At 71.6% G+C, this 19,879-nt stretch carries 15 protein-coding genes and 1 pseudogene; 6 read left to right on the top strand and 10 right to left on the bottom strand.

Going from position 1 to position 19,879, the window contains the following annotated elements; all coding sequences use genetic code 11:
- Positions 1-65 precede the first annotated feature (65 nt).
- Complete coding sequence (locus tag HED23_RS05340) at positions 66-1,538, bottom strand: MFS transporter (RefSeq protein ID WP_420803020.1); 1,473 nt, start codon at positions 1,536-1,538, stop codon at positions 66-68.
- On the bottom strand, positions 1,535-2,011 hold the full coding sequence (locus HED23_RS05335) for a MarR family winged helix-turn-helix transcriptional regulator (RefSeq protein ID WP_203182268.1): 477 nt from the start codon (positions 2,009-2,011) through the stop codon (positions 1,535-1,537). Before HED23_RS05335 ends, HED23_RS05340 begins: the two co-directional genes overlap by 4 nt.
- Positions 2,012-2,102: 91 nt before the next feature.
- Here HED23_RS05335 and HED23_RS05330 point away from each other — a divergent pair.
- The 3 genes and pseudogenes from HED23_RS05330 to HED23_RS05320 form a co-directional block, all read left to right on the top strand.
- Positions 2,103-3,113 (top strand): annotated as a pseudogene (locus tag HED23_RS05330) (glucoamylase family protein); the annotation flags it as partial.
- Between the two features lie 187 nt (positions 3,114-3,300).
- The gene (locus HED23_RS05325) at positions 3,301-5,436 is read left to right on the top strand and encodes a TPM domain-containing protein (protein WP_203182267.1); all 2,136 of its coding nucleotides are present in this window, start codon (positions 3,301-3,303) and stop codon (positions 5,434-5,436) included.
- Between the two features lie 55 nt (positions 5,437-5,491).
- A complete protein-coding gene (locus tag HED23_RS05320; RefSeq protein ID WP_203182266.1) occupies positions 5,492-6,205 on the top strand; it encodes a PspA/IM30 family protein in 714 nt (237 codons plus the stop codon).
- 31 nt (positions 6,206-6,236) lie between these two features.
- Here HED23_RS05320 and HED23_RS05315 read toward each other — a convergent pair whose 3' ends face one another.
- From HED23_RS05315 to HED23_RS05290, 6 genes are all read right to left on the bottom strand, one after another.
- Complete coding sequence (locus HED23_RS05315) at positions 6,237-8,819, bottom strand: SpoIIE family protein phosphatase (RefSeq protein WP_203187368.1); 2,583 nt, start codon at positions 8,817-8,819, stop codon at positions 6,237-6,239.
- A 193-nt stretch (positions 8,820-9,012) separates the two neighbouring features.
- Positions 9,013-9,450: an ATP-binding protein gene (locus tag HED23_RS05310; protein WP_203187367.1), complete on the bottom strand. Its 438-nt coding sequence runs from the start codon at positions 9,448-9,450 to the stop codon at positions 9,013-9,015.
- A gap of 281 nt (positions 9,451-9,731) precedes the next feature.
- Positions 9,732-10,136 (bottom strand): (deoxy)nucleoside triphosphate pyrophosphohydrolase, encoded by a 405-nt coding sequence (locus HED23_RS05305; protein WP_203182265.1) that lies wholly within the window; start codon positions 10,134-10,136, stop codon positions 9,732-9,734.
- A 68-nt stretch (positions 10,137-10,204) separates the two neighbouring features.
- Positions 10,205-10,387, bottom strand: a complete 183-nt coding sequence (locus HED23_RS05300) for a hypothetical protein (RefSeq protein ID WP_033298025.1) — start codon at positions 10,385-10,387, stop codon at positions 10,205-10,207.
- Positions 10,388-10,578: 191 nt separating this feature from the next.
- Entirely contained in the window at positions 10,579-12,300 is a 1,722-nt protein-coding gene (locus HED23_RS05295; RefSeq protein ID WP_203182264.1) for a purine-cytosine permease family protein, read from the bottom strand.
- A 222-nt stretch (positions 12,301-12,522) separates the two neighbouring features.
- A complete protein-coding gene (locus HED23_RS05290) occupies positions 12,523-13,275 on the bottom strand; it encodes a GntR family transcriptional regulator (RefSeq protein ID WP_203182263.1) in 753 nt (250 codons plus the stop codon).
- 274 nt (positions 13,276-13,549) lie between these two features.
- Here HED23_RS05290 and HED23_RS05285 point away from each other — a divergent pair, with 274 nt between their 5' ends.
- A complete protein-coding gene (locus tag HED23_RS05285; RefSeq protein WP_203182262.1) occupies positions 13,550-14,905 on the top strand; it encodes a glycoside hydrolase family 18 protein in 1,356 nt (451 codons plus the stop codon).
- A 188-nt stretch (positions 14,906-15,093) separates the two neighbouring features.
- Here HED23_RS05285 and HED23_RS05280 read toward each other — a convergent pair whose 3' ends face one another.
- Positions 15,094-15,576, bottom strand: coding sequence for a cupin domain-containing protein (locus tag HED23_RS05280; RefSeq protein ID WP_203182261.1), 483 nt, complete (start codon positions 15,574-15,576; stop codon positions 15,094-15,096).
- A 91-nt stretch (positions 15,577-15,667) separates the two neighbouring features.
- Here HED23_RS05280 and HED23_RS05275 point away from each other — a divergent pair, with 91 nt between their 5' ends.
- Positions 15,668-18,253 (top strand): glycosyl hydrolase family 65 protein, encoded by a 2,586-nt coding sequence (locus HED23_RS05275; RefSeq protein WP_203182260.1) that lies wholly within the window; start codon positions 15,668-15,670, stop codon positions 18,251-18,253.
- A gap of 149 nt (positions 18,254-18,402) precedes the next feature.
- Positions 18,403-19,218 carry an alpha/beta fold hydrolase gene (locus tag HED23_RS05270; protein ID WP_203182259.1) on the top strand — a complete coding sequence of 272 codons (816 nt, stop codon included), beginning with the start codon at positions 18,403-18,405 and terminating at the stop codon, positions 19,216-19,218.
- Positions 19,219-19,284: 66 nt separating this feature from the next.
- Here HED23_RS05270 and HED23_RS05265 read toward each other — a convergent pair whose 3' ends face one another.
- Entirely contained in the window at positions 19,285-19,839 is a 555-nt protein-coding gene (locus tag HED23_RS05265) for an NUDIX domain-containing protein (RefSeq protein WP_203182258.1), read from the bottom strand.
- Positions 19,840-19,879 lie beyond the last annotated feature (40 nt).

Raw genomic sequence — 19,879 nt, 5'->3', positions numbered from 1 at the left:
ACTCCTTGATGTGCTGCGGATCCGGTGCGCTCGCACCGGGACGCGGTGCGGGCGCGGGTGGTGGGTCAGGTGCGTGCGCGCAGGGCGCGGTCGGTGAGGGTGAGGACGGCCAGCAGAGCGGCCAGGACGACGGAGACCGCCGCCATGAGGTGCAGCCCCGCGTCGCTCGCCGCGTCGGCGTAGGCGACGGCGATCAGGCCGGCCGCTGTGATGGCCCCGATGTACTGGGCGGTGCGCTGGAACCCGGCGGCGGCACCGATGGTCTCGGGGGGCGCATAGGCCTGGACGGCCGCCTGGTTGCTCGTACCGATGAGTCCCTGCGGGGCGCCGAAGCAGGCTCCGGCGAGCAGCAGGACCGCGAGCGGCGTGTCGCCGGCGAGGAAGGCCAGGATGCCGGCGCCGACGGTGAGCATCAGACAGGCCAGGGCCAGTGGACCGCGCAGGCCCTTGGTCCGGGCTCCGAGCAGCGAACAGACGAGCGCGGTGACCGACATCGGCAGCATGAGCAGCCCGGTGTGGCCCGAGGAGAAGCCTCGGACCTCCTCGAGCCACTGCGTGTAGCCGTACATGACGCAGTAGATCAGCAGGTAGCTGAGCCCGTGGCGTACGTACGTACGCAGGAGGGGGCCGTTGCCCGCCAGCATCCGGATGTCCATGAAGGGCTGCGGAGTGCGCAGCTGCCACCGGACCAGGACGGCCGCCAGTACGGCGAAGGGAGCGAGCAGCCACCACTGCGGGTGGGCGAGGTCGAGCAGGAAGAAGACCAGCACCGTCAGGGCGGCGGTGAACAGGCCTGCGCCCAGCGGGTCCAGGGACGGCTTCGGCGTGGTCCCGTCGGCGTCCCGGTCGCGCGGCGGGTCCCCCGGGACCCAGAGCAGCGCGGCGCCGAGGGCGAGCAGCGCGACCGGCACGTTGACGGCGAAGATGCCGCGCCAGCCGACGGCCGACACGAGGATCCCGCCGAGTGCGGGGCCGACGGCGGCGCTGCCCAGGGCGGCGAAGGAGAGCCTGGCGAGCACGGGCCGCGGGGTCGGCCGGCCGATCCGCCGCGACTCGTCGCGCAGGACAGCCATGGCTGCCGGGTAGGCGGCCGACGTGCCGACGCCGAGAAGCAGGCGGGAGACGATCAGCATGCCGAAACCGGTGGCCAGTGCGCCGACCAGCCCGGACGCCGTCACGACGACGAGGCCGGCCAGCAGGACCCGGCGCGGGCCGACGGTGTCGGCGAGCTTGCCGAGAACCGGCTGGGCGACGGCGCTGGCGAGGTAGAGGACGGAGATCAGCCAGGCGGTGTCGGCGGCCCCGACGCCGAAGGAGTGCCCGATGGACACCAGGGCGGTGGAGATCATCGTGGTGTTCAGCGGGTTGAGCAGGGAGCCCATCAGCAGCGGTGCGGTGAGCCGTGCGCCGAACCCTGGAACGGGTTCCACGGCCGGGGGAACGGGTTCCACGGCCGGGGGAACGGGTTCCACGGCCGGGGCGGGCCGGGGTCCCTCCACCGGCACGCCCGTGGTCAGGTCCGTCCCGCGCCGGGTCACTTGTCGACCAGACGGCCCATGAGCTCGACGGCTTCGGCGAGCGTACGGCGCTCGGCCCCGTCGAGTTCGGCGGCGATCGACTCGGCCAGCCAGCTCCGCTTCGCGGCCCGCACCCCTGCCAGGACGGTGCTTCCCTCCTCGGTGACCGACACGACCGACTTGCGGCCGTCCGCCGGATCGGGAGCGCGGGTGACGAAACCCTGGCTCTCCAGCGCTCCGAGGGTCAGCCGCATCGACTGGGGCCGTACGAGCTCGGCGCGGGCCAGCGCCGCCGTGGTGGCGGGCCCGCCGTCGTGGAGCCGGGCGAGGACAGAGCGCTGGGAGGGGGTGAGCAGACTGTCCGCCGATGAACTCCGCAGCCGCCTGAGCAGCAGGCCGACCACGGCCGCGAGATCCGTCGCCACTCGCTCGGCGGTCGGGTCGGCGGGCGGCCGCGGCGACGCGTTCTCGGGGTTCTCGGAGATTCCGGACATGTTCACCACGCTAAAGATGGGCAGGACATCTTGCAAGGCAGCCTGTCTATTATTCGGCAAAGAGCGGAATGCCCGGCGGGCGGCGCGCGGGGCGGTGGACAACGCCTGGCTGGTCACCGGGCTGCGGATCGCCGCCGACGCCGCGCCGTCGCTCCGCCCGCGCATCGGGCGGATCCTCGCCACCGCCGACTGGTCGTACTACTACACGCCGTACGACCCGTCCGACCCCGTGGCCGGCCCCGGGCAGCTGCGCGGCGGTTTCTGGACCGATACCGAAGAGCCCACCGCACATCACTACGGCGCTCTGAACACCGAGCCCCGCATGGCCAGTTACCTCGGTATCGCGGACGGCTCCCTGCCGCCCGAGCACTACTGGCACCTGCTGCGCACGATGCTCCCCGAGCACGAGCAGGAGCAGCACCCGCAGGGCGAGTACACCGTGACGGACGGCGTACGGGTCTGGCAGGGGCACTACACCCATGGTGGGCGGAAGGTCGTCCCCACCTGGGGCGGCTCGATGTTCGAGGCACTGATGGTGCCGCTGTTCGTCCCCGAGCCGGAGTGGTCGCCGCGGTCCTGGGGCCGCAACCATCAGCGCTACGTCCGCAGCCACATCGAGCACGGGCTGCGGGAGGCGGAGTACGGGTACTGGGGCTTCTCGCCCGCGAACGTCCCCGAGGGCGGCTATCAGGAGTACGGCGTCGACGCCCTGGGCATGCAGGTCGACGGGTACGCGTCCAACACCGACCGCACGCACACCACGGACGGTGCGCCGCTGCCGGACCCGTCGGCGTTCACCAACGGGGTCGTCACCCCGCACGCCTCGTTCCTCGCCCTGCCGTACGCGCACCGCGAGGCGGTGGCCAACCTGCGGGCACTGGACCGCGACTTCGGGGCGTACCACGAGGGCTACGGCTTCCGGGACTCGGTCAACGTGGACACCGGCCGGGTCAGCGACTTCATGCTGGCGCTCGACCAGGGCATGATCACGGCGGCGCTGGCACAGGCCCTGAGGCCCGGGCTGCTGCAGAGGCCGTTCCGGACGGGTGGCTTCCGGTCGCGGGTGCGCCCGCTGCTCGCCGGAGAGCGCTTCAGCATCTGACCGCCCTCGCCCGGCCCGTTCGCGGACACGCCTCGGGCCGCACCGGAACGCGCCGGGCCGGGCACGAACGCGCCGGACCTCGGGCCGCACCGGAACGGGTCGGCCCCCGGGCCGTCCCGGAAGGTGCCGGGCAGGGCAGGAACGCGTCGGGTCGCGGGCGGCTGTGGGCGGACATAGCCTCCCAAATGTGACGCCGCCTGCGAGCCGTACCGGGACGTCCCGGCCTTCGATACCCTGCAGGGCCCTCATCGCCGCCCTGGCAGCGGCGCTCTGGATCGCCCTGCCGGGCACCCCGGACGCCCGGGCCGCAGACCCCGTGCCCCTGTCCCGGGACGGCCAGGTCACCGACCAGGTGGAAGCTCTCGGCGACCGCAAGCCACAGACCGAAGCCGCTCTCGATCTCTTGTTCGAGAAACAGCAGGTGCAGCTTTTCGTGGTGTACGTACGCGACTTCTCCGGCCGCGACGCCCAGACCTGGACCGACGAGACCGCGAACCGCAACGGTCTGGGCCAGGAGGACGTGCTGCTGGCGGTGGCCACGCACGACCGGCAGTACGCCTACTCCGTCGACCAGGGGTCACGCCTCACCGACGCCCAGCTCCTGGACGTGGCGAACACGGCGATCGAGCCCGCACTCCGGCAGAACGACTGGGCGGGGGCGGCGATCGGCGCCGCCGACGGCTATTCCGCGGTGCTCGACGGCGCCCCGGTCCCGGCCCCCGCCATCACCCCGGGCCCCGCGGACCCCGGGGGCGCCGCGGACAGCGGCGCCTCGGCCAACCTGATCGTGCCCGTGGCGGTGCTCGTCGCCGCCGTCGCCGTCGCGGCCTTCGCCTTCACCCGCCGCAGGCGGCGCGCGAGGACCCGGACGACGCCGGCGGCCGGCGGCTGGGGCAGTGAGGCGGGAGCGGCCGCGGAACCACGGGTGCCGCTGCCGGAACTCGACGCGCGGGCGAAGGGGGACCTGGTCGACACGGACGATTCCGTGCGCACCAGCGAGGAGGAACTCGGTTTCGCCACGGCACAGTTCGGCGACGAGGCCTCGGCTCCGTTCGCCGAGGCCGTCCGGCATGCGAAGGACGAACTGACCGCTGCGTTCCGGCTGAGGCAGCAGCTGGACGACGCCGTTCCCGAGGACGACACGACACGGCGGCGCATGCTCGACGAGATCATCACCCGTTGCGCGGACGCCAACGGGCGCCTCGACGCGATGGCGGAGGACTTCGACCGGCTGCGCGCCCTCGAGCAGACCGCCCCGCAGGCGGTGGCCACCGCCGAGTCGACGTATCGCGGCCTGGCCGGACGCGTCTCCGCCTCGGAGACGGCCCTCGGCGCGATGCGGGAACGGTACGCCGAGTCGGCTGCCGCCCCCTCGGCCGGCGACATCGAACAGGCCAAGGACCGGCTGGTCTTCACCGCCTCCGCCATCGGCCAGGCACGTCAGGCCGTGGACAGCGGCGACAACGCACGGGCCGCGGTGTACGTCCGCGCTGCCGAAGGGGCGATCAAGCAGATCTCCACCCTCGTGGACGCGGTCGACCGGCGGTCCGGTGAGCTGGCCGAGGCCGCGGCCAGGCTGCCCGGCGCGCTCACCGAGGCGGAGACGGACCTGGCCGACGCCAGAGGGCTGCTCGACGGCACTCCGGAGGGTGTACCGACCGCGGATCTGCGGGGCAGGGTGGCCCGCGCCGAGGCGGTGGTCGGCGATGTGAGGGGGGAGCTCGGCTCCGGACCGTACGACCCCGTCGACGCACTGCGCAGGGTGGAGGAGGCCGACGCGGCGCTGGACGAGGCGCTGGCCGGAGCCCGTGAGCAGGAGCACGGCAGCCGGAGGGCGCGTTCGCTGCTCGAGCAGGCCATGCTCACCGCGCGGGCGGCGATCGGCGCCGCCGCCGACTACATCTCCACCAATCGCGGCGCGGTGGGCAGCCAGGCGCGCACCCGGCTCGCGGAGGCCCAGCGGCGGTGGGAGAGAGCCGGGGATCTCTCCGAAGGGGACGACCCCCAGGGCGCGCTGGCCGAGGCGCAGCAGGCGGACGCCCTGGCCGCGCAGGCGCGGAGCCTCGCCGAGCAGGACGTACGCGGCTACCAGGACCGGAGCGGCTTCGGCGGCCCGCGCGGCGGAGGCGGGGCGGGCGGCGCGGTGCTGGGCGGCATCATCCTCGGTGGGCTGCTCGGCGGCGGACGGGGCGGTCCAGGAGGGGGGTTCGGCGGCGGATTCGGTGGTTCCGGAGGCGGTTTCGGCGGTGGTTTCGGCGGTGGCCCCGGCAGCTTCGGCGGCGGGGGGACCCGCGGTCGGCGGGGCGGAGGCGGCCGCTTCTGACAGCGAAACGCCACACCGGCTTCCGTAGACGAGATCTCGCACAAGGAGAGATGCCATGACCAAGCAGACCGTTCTCGGCCGCGTCACCCAGCTGGCACGGGCCAACATCAACGCCCTGATCGACCAGGCGGAGGATCCGCAGAAGATGCTGGATCAGCTGATCCGCGACTACACGAACAACATCGCGGAGGCCGAGCAGGCGGTGGCGGCCACCATCGGCAACCTCCGACTGCTGGAGGAGGACCACAGGGAGGACGTCGACGCGGCCAGGGAATGGGGTCAGAAGGCGCTCGCCGCGAGCAGGAAGGCCGACGAGCTCCGGGCCGCGGGGTCGGGTGTCGACGCCGACAAGTTCGACAACCTCGCCAAGGTGGCGCTGGGGCGGCAGCTCCAGTCCGAGCAGGAGGCGAAGACGGCCGAACCGACGATCGCCTCGCAGACGGTCGTGGTGGACAAGCTGAAGTCGGGCCTGGACCAGATGAAGAACAAGCTGACCCAGCTGAAGTCCAAGCGCGACGAACTGGTCGCGCGCGCCGCGTCGGCGCAGGCTCAGAACCGGATGATGGACGCCGTCAAGAGCATCGACGTGATGGACCCGACGAGCGAGCTCGGCCGCTTCGAGGACAAGGTGCGGCGCGAGGAGGCGAAGGCGGTGGGCAAGCAGGAACTCGCCGCGTCGTCCCTGGACGCCCAGTTCGAGCAGCTGGACAGCCTCGGGGACAGCGCGGAGATCGAGGCGCGGCTCGCCGCCCTGAAGTCCGCCGCGTGAACCTTGGCGCCGCCTCGGGGCGTACGCCCTGTCAGTACATGCTCAGCAGCTGTTCCACGGAGAGCTCGGCGGCCGGCTCTCCGTGCGGCAGCGCCAGCTCGAACCACACGGTCTTGCCGCGCGGGGTGCGCCGCGAACCCCAGGCCGCGCTCAGCAGCCCGACCAGTTGCAGTCCGCGTCCGCCCTCGTCGGTGTCGCGTGCGCGCCTGCGCCGCGGCTGGACGAGGCCCGCGTCCCACACCTCGCAGACGAGCGTACGGTCGCGGAGGAGCCTGAGCCGTATCTCGCCCTCGCCGTAGCGCAGGGCGTTGGTGACCAGCTCGCTGACGAGCAGTTCGGTGGTGTCCACCAGGTCGTCCAGGTCCCAGGCGGTGAGCTGTGTGCGGGCCAGCTCACGGGCGCGGGCGACCGAACGGAGCTCACGCGGAAGCCGCCAGTCGCCCACCGCGTCCGGCGCGAGGCCTTGGATGCGGGCCATCAGCAGCGCGATGTCGTCCTCGCCGTGCCGGGTGTCGAGCGACGTCAGCACGTGGTCACAGACGTCCTCGAGCGGCTGTGACGGCTCCATGAGGGCCGCCCGGAAGGCTTCGAGCCCTTCGTCGAGCGGGTGGTCGCGGGACTCGACGAGCCCGTCGGTGTAGAGGGCGAGGAGGGAACCCTCCTTGAGCTCCACCTCGACCTCCTCGAAGGGTTCGCCGCCGACACCGAGCGGCATGCCCGGCGGTACGTCGAGCAGCAGGGCGGGTTCGCCCGGCTCGGCCACGACCGGAGGGAGGTGGCCCGCGTTGGCGAAGGTGCACCGCCTGGTGACCGGGTCGTACACCGCGTACACGCAGGTCGCCAGGTACACCTCGGAGAGGTCGGCCTCACGGGACTTGTGGGCAGCCCGCGAGGGCCACTGGGCGCCACCGCCCGCGCCGAAGCCCTCGCTCCGTTCGCCGCCTCCCGGGGTGCCGAGGCCCCGGGCGACCTCGTCAAGGGCGGACAGGACCTCGGCGGGTTCCAGGTCCAGGAGTGCCAGCGTGCGCACGGCGGTGCGCAGTTCGCCCATGGCGACGGCGGCCCGCAGTCCACGGCCCATCACGTCGCCGACGACCAGGGCGGTGCGGTGGCCGGGCAGCTCGATCACGTCGAACCAGTCCCCGCCGACCTCGGTGGCCGTGTTGCCCGGGAGATAGCGGCAGGCGATGTCCAGGCCGGCCGCCTCGGGATCGCCGGGTGGGAGCAGGCTGCGCTGGAGGATGAGAGCCCGCTCGTGCTCCCGGCGGTAGAGGCGGGCGTTGTCGATACAGACCGCGGCGCGGGCAGCGAGCTCGGTGGCCAGCGCCCGGTCCCGCTCACCGAAGGGTTCGCTGCCCTTCGTGCGGGAGAACTGGACGAGGCCGACGACGATGTCGTGCGCGACCATCGGCACGGCGAGGGTGGAATGGACGAAACCGCGTTCGTCGCCGGGCACGTCCTCGGCACGGCCGGTGCGCAGGGCGACGGCGCAGGGCGAGTGGAACGGGTAGCGGTGCACCGAGCCCAGCGCGGGCGGACCGGTGTCCCCGTGGGACTCCGTGCCGCCTCCCCCGCCGGTGCCGGTGAGGACTCCCGGGAGCGCGTCGGACACGGCGCTGGCGTGCGCGACCCGGCGCAGTTCCGCCGTGCCCGTGCCGGATTCCTGGTGCTGCCTGGCCCAGCCGGCGGGTGAGGACTCCTCGCCGGTGAGCAGTCCTTGGAACAGGTCGACGGCGGCCAGGTCGCAGAAGCCGGGCACTGCGACGTCGAGCAGTTCCCGGGCCGTGGTCTCCAGGTCGAGGGAGTTGCCGATGCGCGCGCTGGCCTCGTTGAGCAGGGCGAGGTTGCGGCGGGCGCTGGCCGCCTCACGGGCGGCGATGTGCCGTTGCGTGACGTCGGTGGCGAGCCCGGCGATACCGACGGGGCGCCCGGAGCCGCTGTGCACCCGGTAGAGGTTCATGGACCAGTGGCGTCGGCCCACGGCCCCGGGCGGGGTGCCGACGAGCTGGAGGTCGGTGACGGCGTCACCGGTCTCCAGGACACGCTTGAGCGTCATGGAGAGCCGGTCGGCCTCCGGGCGTGCCAGGTAGTCGTCCACCGTGCGGCCCCGGTGGTCGTCGGCCTCGCCCCCGAAGACGGTGGCGAACCGCCTGTTGGCCCGCACGACGGTGAAGTCGGTACCGAAGAGGACGAAACCGAAGGGAGATTGGCCGAAAATCGCCTGCGAGGCAGCGAGGTCGGTCTCGATGCGCCGAAGTGCTCTGACGTCGACGACGATGCAGAGCGCGGCGCGCTCACCACTCTCCGTCTCACTCGGCATGACGTAGATCTCGGCAAGCCCGCGCACCGAGTTCTCGCCGGGAATCCGGAACGGGACGACGCCCGTCCACTCCTTGCCGTCCAGGATCTCGCCGACCCGCCTGTGGGCGTCCGGGCGCAGCTCGGTGGGCATGAACGCCTCCACCGGGTCCCTGCCCACCACCTCTTCGGAGGCCATGCCGAAGAGACCGGCGGCCCGCCGGCTCCACTGCTCGATCAGGCCGTCCGGCCCGATCGAGAACGATGCGACCCTGATGTAGTCATAGATCGAGCCGGGCGGGCTGCTCTGCCACATGACGTCGCCCGCCGTCCCAGGTATCTCGCTCACGCGACCGTCCCCTCCAGCTCACACACCGGACCGGTCCTGCCCGCAGTATTCAGCACTACGGGCCTCACCGACACGGCGTTCACGATCACAGCACGGTCTCAGTCCCTTTCAGCCAGGTTCTGCCCGACCTCCGGTGATCGCTGTGCGTCCCTCCCCACTCCTAACCAGGCAGAGCGAGCTCGAACCACACGGTCTTGCCGCCATTTCCGCGGCGGGTCCCCCAGCTGCGTGCGGAACAAGCCACGAGCTGCAGTCCGCGACCGCCCTCGTCCTCGGGTCCGGCAGTACGTTCGGTGGGCGGATCCGGAACCGGATCGGAGACCTCCACCAGCAGGCCACGCCTCTCGGAACTCCCCCCGGGCCGGTCACCGTCGGGATGCGGACGCACGAGCCGGACGCCGATGGGACCCGAGGCGTGGCGCAGGGAATTCGTCACCAGCTCGCTGACGAGCAGCACGGCGACGTCACCCACCGCCGCGTCGAACCCCCAGTCGTGCAACGCGTCGCGGACCGCGTGCCTGGCGCTGCGCACGGAGCCCGGCACCGCCGGAAAGCTCCACTCGGCACGATCGCCTTCGGTATCGGTCACGCCGATCACTTCCCAGGGCCGGCATCGGGGGCGCACCCCACACAAGGTGCCTATTCGGCACATACCCGATAATCGATGCGCCATATCGCAGACAGTCACCAATGCCGCGTACGGGTGCAGATCACACGATGAGCCCGGGACACGGGGAGCGATGCGCCGCCCGGTCACCGCGAAGCGGGGCACCGCCCGGGAAGCGGCGCGTCGCCCGGTCACCGCGAAGCGGCGCGCCGCCCGGGACGCGGGGAGCGGGGCGCCGCCCGGTCACCGCGACGGCTCGCGGCCCGTACCGTTCAGGCGCGCGAGGCTTCCCGCAGTCGGCGTACGACTTCGGCCACGGCCGGGCGGTCCTGGTCCAGCCAGTCGACGGTGCCGGTCTCCTCCGGGGCGAGCCAGCGCAGCTCGTCGTGGTCCTCCAGCGGACTGGGTTCGCCCGACAGCAGCCGGACCGTCCACACCTGGAGTACGTAACCGGGCTTCAGCGGCCATTCGCCCGGGATGCGCTCGAGCGGCTCCGCCTCGACGCCGAGCTCCTCCCGGAGCTCGCGCACGAGCGCCTGCTCACCACTCTCCCCGGGCTCAAGCTTGCCGCCGGGCAGCTCCCAGCGCCCGGCCAGTTCCGGCGGAGCGCTGCGGCGGGCGGCCAGGAGCCGCCCGCCGTCACAGACGGCCCCGGCCACCACGACGGAATCATTCATGCGCCGGAGCGTAGCCGTTGCCGTCCGGGGCCGGAGCCGCCGTCCGGGGCCGCTCCGGGCGACGGCCCCTACGGGCGTGCGCTCCGGCTCGTTCGTTCCACCCAGTAGAGCTGTTTGTGCCCATGACGGTCCAGGCCGTCAGCGATCTTCTGTGCCTCGTCCTGCGTCGCATAACGCCCGACGCGGTACCTGTTGCCGTTGTCGTCCTGTCTGATCACCAGCCAGGGGAGCACGGCGCCGCTGTCCGTCATGACGTTCCTCCCCAGCATCCCGCCCCTCTCCCCACCGACGTGCACGTCTCTAAGGATCCCCAGGAAACCGCAGTGCGCATATGCCCGAGCGTACGCCTGACCTTCACTCAGCGGATGCGTGTTTACACAAAGAGACACGCATCCGGCCATACCAATTAGGGCGCACTCTCCCGAACGCGCCCCTCTGCGGCTCAGCCGGCCGGTGTCCTGACGACCGGCATCGGCATCAGCACCGGGCCGGCTCCGGGTTCCTTGCGGCAGGCGTCTCCGCATTCCGCGTCCAGCGAGCAGCACAGCGAACAGATCGGTCCCGACCGGACCGGACAGTCCGCGATGTCCGGCAGTTCGTAGGCGGTTTCACACACCGCGCAGGTGTGGGTGGCGGTGATGTCGGCGATCTCGACGTCGGGGCCGTTCACCGGGTTCGGCCGGGCCAGGTAGTACTTGCCCTTCGTCAGCCAGGCGATCAACGGGCACAGGACCAGCGACAGTCCGGCCGCGATGAAGGTGGAGAAGGCCTCGGCGTGCCTGCCGAACAGACCGAAGAAAGCCAGGATCGAGACGGTCGACGCGATCACCATCGCCCCGAAGCCGGCCGGGTTCACGGCGTGGAGGTAGGCGCGTTTGAACTCGATGTACCGCGGGCTCAGCCCGATCCGCTTATTGATCACCAGGTCGGCCGCGACGGCGGTGATCCAGGCGATGCCCACGTTGGAGTAGAAGCCCAGCAGCTTGTTCAGGGCCGCGAACATGTTCATCTCCATCAGCGTCAGCGCGATGGCGAGGTTGAGGAAGATGTACCAGACCCGGCCGGGGTGCTTGTGCGTGATCCGGGAGAAGAAGTTCGACCAGGACAGCGAGCCGCTGTAGGCGTTGGTCACATTGATCTTGATCTGGGAGACGATCACGAAGAGGGCCGCGGCCGGGAGCGCGAACGAGCCGAGCCACGGCTTCAGGGCCTCGATCTGGGGTGCGATCGGCTCCAGCGCGTGCGTCTTGCCGACCGCTTCGAGCGCGACGAAGGCGAGGAAGGCGCCGCCGAGCTGCTTCGCCGCCCCGATGATGACCCAGCCCGGGCCCGCGGCCAGGACGGCGAGATTCCACCGCCGCTTGTTGGCCTCGGTCCTGGCGGGCATGAACCGCAGGTAGTCGGCCTGTTCACCGATCTGGGCGATGAGCGAGAGCGCGACTCCGGTGCCGAGCCCGAAGGCGATCCAGGAGAAGCCCGGCTCCGCCCCCTCCGTACCCGTGAAGGAGCTGAACGCCCCCCAGGAACCGGGGGCTTCGACGGCCAGCACGATGAAGGGGAGCACCATGCCGATGATCCAGACCGGCTGGGTCCAGGCCTGCACCTTGGCCAGTGCGCCCATGCCCCGGAACACGATCGGAATGACGATCAGCGTGGTGACGAGGTAACCGGCCTCGACAGGCAGCCCGACGGCCTGGTGCATGGCCTGCGCCATGATCGAGCCTTCGAGGGCGAAGAAGATGAAGGTGAAGGACGCGTAGATCAGCGAGGTCAGAGTCGACCCGAAGTATCCGAATCCCGCCCCGCGGGTGACCAGGTCCATGTCCAGGCCGTATTTCGCACACGCCCGGGCGATCGGGATGCCGGTGATGAAGATGATCGCCGCCGCGGCCAGGATCGAGGCGAGCCCGCTGGTGAATCCGTAGGTGAAGACGATCGACGCGCCGATCGCGAAGTCGGCCAGATACGCGATGCCGCCGAGCGCCGTCCCCGCGACCATCGAGGGTGACCAGCGCCGGAAGGAGTGGGGCGCGTAGCGCAGCGAGTAGTCCTCGCGGCTCTCGTCGGCCGCGAGCTTGGCGTAGCTGCGCCGTGGTGCCCGGGGGCCCTCCTGCGGCTCCTGTTGCGGCACCTCGCCCGTCGTCGGCGTTGCGATGTCCGTCATCGGTGACTTCCCGTCCGTCGGTCCGGTGTGCGGTGACGAACGGAAGTTAGGACTTGGACATGACAAGTTGGGGCTGCGGTCGATTGCCCGCCGGTTACGCGCGACGCGGGATTGTTAACTCCGCGTCACGGAGGGCGGACGCACTGTCGCTCCCAGCGGTCACCACAGCCGCCCCACCTGTCACCACAGCCGCCCCACCTGTCACCACTGCCGCCCTGGCGGTCATTTGACCGGGAGATGGTAGGCAATCCGGTAGCGGTCCGCGGGGACGACCACGTCGGCCGTCTCCACCGCCCGCCCCGACGCGTAGTACGTCCGCCCGATCACCATCACCACATGACCCGGCACGCCGCCGAGCGCCAGGAGCTCCTCCGCCAGCCCCGGGCGCGCGCCGACCTCCTCGGCCACGTTGTCCACGACGATGTCGATCGCCGCCATGCGGTCGACGACGCCGCAGCCGCCGAGCGGGCCCTCCTCCGGCAGCATCACCGGCGTACGCCCGGTGACGGCCAGGGGCTCCCAGGAGGTGGACAGCATCATCGGCTCACCCGCCTCCCGGAAGACGTACCTCGTGCGCATCACCCGGTCGCCCGGCTCGATCCCGAGCCGCTCGGCGACCTCGGCGCTCGCACCCTCCTGCTCGCTGCGGGATTCCCAGGTCCCCCGCACCCCTTCCGCCGTCTGCTCCTGACGGAACGGGTCGATCCCCGTCCCCGGCCGGTAGCCGGAGCGTGCGATCCGGCGCGGGACCGGACGTGCGCGCACATACGTGCCCGAGCCCGAGCGCCCCTCCACGAGCCCTTCGGCCATCAGCACCTTGCGGGCCTCCAGCGCCACGGTGTCCGAGACCCCGTACTCCTCACGGATCCTGGCTTGCGACGGCAGGCGGGTATGAGGCGGCAGCGCGCCGTTGACGATCTTCTCCCTGAGATCGCTCGCCACGCGCAGATAGGCGGGCTGCTCACCGAAAGGCACAGGCCACTCCCAACAGGTTGACAGACAGCAACAGCGTGGCAACCGTGGGTTGAGTACCGCAAGCACGGGCCAGAGTTTCACTCGAAGTGATGATTCCTCGCCCACCAGCGCATACCTGACCCAGGTGTGCACCAGGCCCGCCCTCCCCCTTGACCCTTTTTGGTCCAGACCAATACCTTCCTGTGCACAGCACGGCTCCCGCCGCTCCGCCGGCACCCGGAACACCCCGGAATCCGCACCGGATCCATCCCGGACCACGCACAGGAAGAGCCCCATGCGCCGAAGAACCCTGACCGGACTGACCACAGCCGCCTGCGCCCTGACCCTGCTGGCCGGCCTGGCCCCCGCCGCCACGGCCGGAGGAACCGGCCACGACCGCGGCGCCGGGCACCACGACCGCGCGTACCGGACCGTCGGCTACTTCACCCAATGGGGCGTCTACGGGCGCGACTTCCAGGTGAAGGACCTGGACACCAGCGGCACCGCGGCCAAGCTCACCCACATCAACTACGCCTTCGGCAACGTCAGCGCCGAGGGCCGCTGCTTCACGGGCAACGTGCCCGGCGAGGCCGACGCCTGGGCCGACTACGCCCGTCCGCTGGACGCCGCCGGATCGGTCGACGGCGTCGCCGACACCGGTACGCAGCCCCTCGCGGGCAACTTCAACCAGCTGCGCGAGCTCAAGGCCGCGCACCCCGGGCTCAAGGTGATGATCTCCCTGGGCGGCTGGAGCTGGTCCACCCACTTCTCGGACGCCGCCCGCACCGCCGCCTCACGCAAGGCGCTCGTCTCGTCCTGCATCGACCTGTACATCAAGGGCAACCTGCCCGTCGACGGCGCACGCGGGGGCGAGGGTGCCGCGGCCGGCCTGTTCGACGGCATCGACCTCGACTGGGAGTGGCCCGGCTCCGCGGGTGACACGGACACGGTCTACCGCCCGGAGGACAAGCGGAACTTCACAGCCCTGGTGCATGAGTTCCGTACACAGCTCGACGCCCACTCGAAGAGCAGCCGGAAGGGGAAGGCGAAGCCGAAGCACTACGAGCTGTCCGCCTTCGTCCCCACCGCGCCCGCCAAGATCGACGCCGGCTTCGACGTGCCCCGGATCATGCGGGACTTCGACTTCGTCAACCTCCAGGGCTACGACTTCCACGTCTCCGGCGAGGCGGCGACCGCCCAGCAGTCCGCGCTTCACGCCAAGGGCGACTTCAGCGTCGACCAGACGGTGCGTGACTGGATCAGGCGCGGTGCCCCGGCCCGCAAACTGGTGATGGGCATGCCGTTCTACGGGCAGGGCTGGACCGGTGTCACCGGCGGCGGCGACGGGCTCGGCCAGCCGGCCACGGCACCCGCGCCCGCCACCTGGGCCGCCGGTTACGAGGACTACAAGGCCCTCAAGAAGCTTGCCGATTCCGGGAAGTACAGAGTGCACCGGGACGTCAGGAACGGCCACGCGTGGCTGTTCGACGGCACGACCCTGTGGACGTACGACGACCCACAGGTGCTGCGGGCCAAGACCTCGTACATCCGCGACCGAGGTCTCGGCGGCGCGATGTTCTGGTCGCTGGACGGCGACACGGACGACGGCGAGCTGATGACCGCGGTCGACCGGGGACTGCGAGGGCGGTAGACACCGCGGTCGACGGGGAACTGCGGAGACGCGGGACACCCCGGTCGACCGGGCGGAGGAGACGCCGGACGGCCGGCGGGAACCGCGCGGGACGGGATGTCCGCGCGGTTCCCGCCGGAGGTCGGCCAGGGCCCCGGACGGTTGTCCTGGACGGGGGCGGGTGACCCTGGGACGGAACCCGGACGCTCTCAGTCCGTCCAGTACGTGTCGTGCTTGATGAAGAACTCCGCCCGCTCCTTCTCCGGCCAGTCGGAGACCTGCCCCACCTTCTCGAAGTACTCCTCCCGGGGCGCCCCCGGCGTGAAGAGCAGCAGCATCGACGCCGGTTCGTCGGAGTCGTTGCGGAACGCGTGCAGGCCGCCCTGGGGCACGTACAGGAAGTCGCCCGCCGTGGCGTCGGTCCAGCGCTCGCCGTCGTAGATCCGCACCGTCCCGTCGAGTACGAAGAACGACTCCGAGATCGACCGGTGGAAATGCTCGGCCGGGCCACCCGCCCTGGGGCCCATGTTGATGCGGTACAGCCCGAACTCGCCGTGCGTCGAATCCGACGTGGCCAGGTAGTGGGTGCTGCCACCGCTGAGTGGCAGGAAGTCCGGGCTGGTGCCGGCCGGCCGGTACCGCGCGTTGATCTCGCCCGCGCCTGCCGTGTAGACGGGTTCCGGATACGACATGCCGCTCTCCCTGCCTCCGGCCGTGGGGCCGGCCCGCTCGTCCCGCGCGCCGGTACCGCACCGGCGGCGTCGCCTTCCCTACCTTCGTACGGTGAGCCTCAAGCGCATCTCTCTCCTCGCGCCCCTGATCGCGGGCACGATGATCGCCCCCCTGCCACCGCTCTCCCACGCCGCCGGGCCCGCTCCGGCCCCCGTGTGCGGGAGGGTGGGCACGACCGCCGACGCCTCGTGGGCGCCGACGTCCACCGCCTTCGGCGAGGCCGGGGGGTACGACCCCTACGTCGGCAACGGCTACCTGGGACACCGCGTGCCCGCCACCGGCGCCGGATACGCCGCCACGGGCGGGAAGACGGGCTGGCCCCTCTACACACCACGGTACGACGGTGCTTTCGTCTCGGGGCTGTACTCCCGCGACGAGAACCTCGCCGAGGGCCGCGAGGTGATCGCAGCACTGCCTTCCTGGACCACGCTCGACGTGCGCGTGGGCTCCGAGACGTACGGCTCCGCCACCCCCGCCGGCCGGATCTCGCGCTACCGCCAGACCCTCCACCTGCGCTGCGGCGTCGTGGTCACGTCCCTGCGGTGGACCACCGCCGACGGCCGCGCGACCGACCTGACCTACGAGGTGCTGACCGACCGTTCCGACGTGCACACCGGCGCCGTACGCCTGAGGATGACCCCGCACTGGAGCGGCACCGCGACGGTGACGGGCCGGCTGGACGAGCGCGGCGCCCGCCGGGTCACGGTCGCCCGCGACGGCACGTTCCGCACGCTCGGCACGGGCACGGAAGGGGCGATCGCCCAGCGGGGCACCGCCGGCGCCCGCACGGTCACGGTGGAGGCCGGCCGCTCGTACACCTTCGCGAAGTACGTCGGCGTCGACACCTCCCTCACCTCCGGCACACCGCGTGCCTCCGCCGGCGCGGCGGCGGACCGTGCGGCCCGGCGCGGCTGGTCCGGGGTCCTCGCCGACAACGCGACGGCCTGGCGCGAGGCCTGGGCGTCCGACGTCAGGACGCCGGGCAGTCCGGACCTCCAGGCCTGGCTGCGGGCAGCCCAGTACGGGCTGCTCGCCAACACCCGGCCCGGCTCCTCGGACAGCATCGCTCCGGCCGGGCTCACCAGCGACAACTACGCGGGCATGGTGTTCTGGGACGCCGAGACCTGGATGTATCCGGGTCTGCTCGCCACCCGCCCCGAACTGGCCCGCTCCGTCGTCGAGTACCGCTACCGCACCCGGGACGGGGCCCGCGCGAACGCCGAGGAGCTGGGCCACGCGGGGCTGTTCTACCCCTGGACGAGTGCGAGCAAGGGGCGCCTGGACTCCGAGTGCCAGAGCTGGGACCCGCCGCACTGCCTCACCCAGAACCACCTCCAGGGCGATGTGTCGCTCGCCGTGTGGCAGTACTACCTGGCCTCCGGTGACCGCACCTGGCTGGCCGACCGGGGCTGGCCGCTGCTGAAGGGCATCGCCGACTTCTGGCAGTCGCGCGCCACGGCCAACGCCGACGGCAGCTGGTCGGTGGAGAACGTCGCGGGCCCCGACGAGTACAGCAACGGGGTCACGGACGGAGTCTTCACCAACGCCGTCGCAGCCACCGCCCTGCGCAACGCCACCCGTGCGGCCGCTCTGCTCGGCCACCCGGCACCCTCCGGGTGGACACGGGTCGCCGACGGACTCCGCATCCCGTACGACGCCGAGCGGAAGCTGTTCCTCCAGTACGCCGGCTACAACGGCTCGACCATCAAGCAGGCCGACACGGTGCTGCTCGTCTACCCGCTGGAGTGGCCGATGGCGGAAGGAGCCGCCGCGGCGACCCTCGACTACTACGCCGCCCGCACCGACCCGGACGGCCCGGCGATGACCGACTCGGTGCACGCGATCGACGCCGCCGCGATCGGGGAGCCCGGCTGCGCCACATACACGTACCTCCAGCGCGCCGTACGCCCGTTCGTCCGTGGCCCCTACAACCTCTTCTCCGAGGCACGAGGTGAGAAGTCCGGTGCCCAGGACCCTCTCTCCGGCTTCCCCGCCGAGGACTTCCTCACCGGGAAGGGCGGCTTCCTCCAGGTCTTCACGCACGGCCTGACAGGGCTCAGGCTGCGCGAGGACGGCGTACGCCTCGACCCGCTCCTGCCTCCGCAGCTCCGCGAGGGAGTGGAGCTGACGGGTCTGCGCTACCGGGGCCGTACGTACGACGTCGCCATCGGCCCCCGGACGACCACGGTCCGGCTGACGGCCGGCGCGCCGTTCACCGTCCACACCCCGGGGGGCCCGCGCCGCCTCTCCGGTGCCCTCACGCTCCCCACCCGCCGACCCGACCGCACACCGACGCCGGACGCCGCCCGCTGCCGCCCCGCGACGGCAACCTCGGAGGCTCCCGGCCTTTACGCCGAGGCGGCCGTGGACGGCAGCACGTCGACCTCCTGGTCGCCGGAAGGCGCGACCGGCACGCTGACGGTGGCCATGCGCCACGTGACCCGGATCGCGTCGCTCACGCCCCGGTGGACGGACGTCGCACCGGCCTCACACACCCTGGAGACCTCCCTGGACGGCCACACCTGGCGTCCGTACCGCTCCGGCGACACGGCCCGCCAGGTCCGGCTGACGGTCAGCTCCGCGGACGCGGAGAAGCCGACAGGGGTGAGCGAACTGACGGTCACGGCCGAGAAGTAGACACCCGCAGGAGTGGCCCGCCCCGCCTTCCGTCCGGATCGGGATCGGGATCGGGATCGGGCCACCCCACGGGCCACGGCACCTGAGCCGGCTCGGCGCGAAGTCGCGATCTCCGGCGCCGTGTGACCGGGGCAACTACAGTGCCCTGCATGATCAGGACAGTGGTCAACGGCATATCCATCCGCTACGACGATCAGGGGCCGTCGGACGGCATACCCGTGGTGCTCGTGCACGGCCATCCGTTCGACCACACCATGTGGGCTCCTCAGGTCGAGGCACTCACGGCAGCCGGGTACCGGGTCGTGACACCGGACCTCCGGGGCTACGGCGGCAGTGAAGTGGTGCCGGGGACCTGCCTGTTCTCCGACTTCGCCGACGACATCGCCGCGCTCCTCGACATGATCGGCGTACAGCAGGCCGTCATCGGCGGTGTCTCGATGGGCGGCCAGATCACCATGGAGTTCCAGCGGTCCCACCCCGAGCGGGTGTGCGGGCTCATCCTTTCCGACACCTCCCCCGTGGCCGAGACGGAGGAGGGCAAGGCCTTCCGCAACGCCCTCGCCGACCGGCTCCTGGCTGAAGGCATGGACGGCTACGCGGACGAGGTGATCGACAAGATGATCGCCAGGTACAACATCACCGCCCGTCCGGACGTCGCCGAGCACGTCCTGGCCATGATGCGCCGCACCGCCCCGGAGGGTGCCGCCGCCGCGCTCCGCGGGCGGGCCGAGCGGCCCGACTACCGAGACACCCTTGCCGGGGCCTCGGTGCCCGTCCTCGTGCTGGTCGGCGCCGACGACTTCTACATCCCGGTGAGCGACGCGCAGGCCATGCACCGCCTGATCCCGTCCGCCGATCTCGTGGTCGTCGAGCAGGCAGGACACCTCCCCGGCGCCGAACAGCCCGCCGCCTTCAACGACGCGCTCCTGAACTTCCTCGGCACACGGGTGTCCGCCGGCGGCTGAGGGGCACCCGGCGGGGCGCGTACCCCCTGCACGGCGCCGGACGGATGACGAAACGCGCGTGTTCCGTCAGGACCCCGAACTCCGCGTGGCCTGCCCCCACCCGGCAAGGGACACCTGGGAACCGCCGGTCAGATAGCGGTGGAGCGCCTCGGCCGAGGCACCGACGAAGGCCTCGAGGACGGCGTCCACGTCCGTCCAGCGGACCTGCGCGTGCTTACGGGGTTCGCGGTTCTCCGGTTCCCCGGCCCACTCGTGGGTGGCGAAGACGACCGTGAGGAAGCCGTTTGGGGCCTCGACGCCCCAGGAGCCGTGGATGATGTGGGCGACCCGGAGGGCCTCCGGCTCCACGATCAGGCCGGTCTCCTCGCGAAGCTCGCGGACCGCGGTTTCCGTGATCGGCTCCCCCGGCTCGCTCTTGCCGACCGGCAGGTCCCAAAGGCCCCGGGCGAACTTGGCGTTCTCACCGCGCTGGAGGAGCACGACCCGGTCGGCGGGCTTGTCGTGGACGATGACGGCCGCGGCCAGCAGGGTCATAGCGTCGAGTGCGGGCGTGAGGGCTTGAGGACGGTCGTCGGGCTGCCGGGCCACGGGGTTCCCTTCGTCGGGCGGGTCGTCGGACATGTCAGGCGTGGACCTCACGGCCGCGCCGCAGCAAATCGTC

It is taken from the genome of Streptomyces pratensis (assembly GCF_016804005.1).
Lineage (GTDB): Bacteria > Actinomycetota > Actinomycetes > Streptomycetales > Streptomycetaceae > Streptomyces > Streptomyces pratensis_A.
Note: the sequence above shows the minus strand (reverse complement) of the source record. Positions and strands in the feature narration are given on the sequence as shown.

Bases quoted from the DNA above. Each gene is read 5' to 3' on its own strand.
- HED23_RS05320 (WP_203182266.1), top strand. From the start codon at position 5,492: ATGACCAAGCAGACCGTTCTCGGCCGCGTCACCCAGCTGGCACGGGCC.
- HED23_RS05315 (WP_203187368.1), bottom strand. From the start codon at position 8,819: ATGTGGCAGAGCAGCCCGCCCGGCTCGATCTATGACTACATCAGGGTC.
- HED23_RS05285 (WP_203182262.1), top strand. From the start codon at position 13,550: ATGCGCCGAAGAACCCTGACCGGACTGACCACAGCCGCCTGCGCCCTG.
- HED23_RS05305 (WP_203182265.1), bottom strand. From the start codon at position 10,136: ATGAATGATTCCGTCGTGGTGGCCGGGGCCGTCTGTGACGGCGGGCGG.
- HED23_RS05265 (WP_203182258.1), bottom strand. From the start codon at position 19,839: ATGTCCGACGACCCGCCCGACGAAGGGAACCCCGTGGCCCGGCAGCCC.
- HED23_RS05280 (WP_203182261.1), bottom strand. From the start codon at position 15,576: ATGTCGTATCCGGAACCCGTCTACACGGCAGGCGCGGGCGAGATCAAC.
- HED23_RS05270 (WP_203182259.1), top strand. From the start codon at position 18,403: ATGATCAGGACAGTGGTCAACGGCATATCCATCCGCTACGACGATCAG.
- HED23_RS05335 (WP_203182268.1), bottom strand. From the start codon at position 2,011: ATGTCCGGAATCTCCGAGAACCCCGAGAACGCGTCGCCGCGGCCGCCC.
- HED23_RS05300 (WP_033298025.1), bottom strand. From the start codon at position 10,387: ATGACGGACAGCGGCGCCGTGCTCCCCTGGCTGGTGATCAGACAGGAC.
- HED23_RS05295 (WP_203182264.1), bottom strand. From the start codon at position 12,300: ATGACGGACATCGCAACGCCGACGACGGGCGAGGTGCCGCAACAGGAG.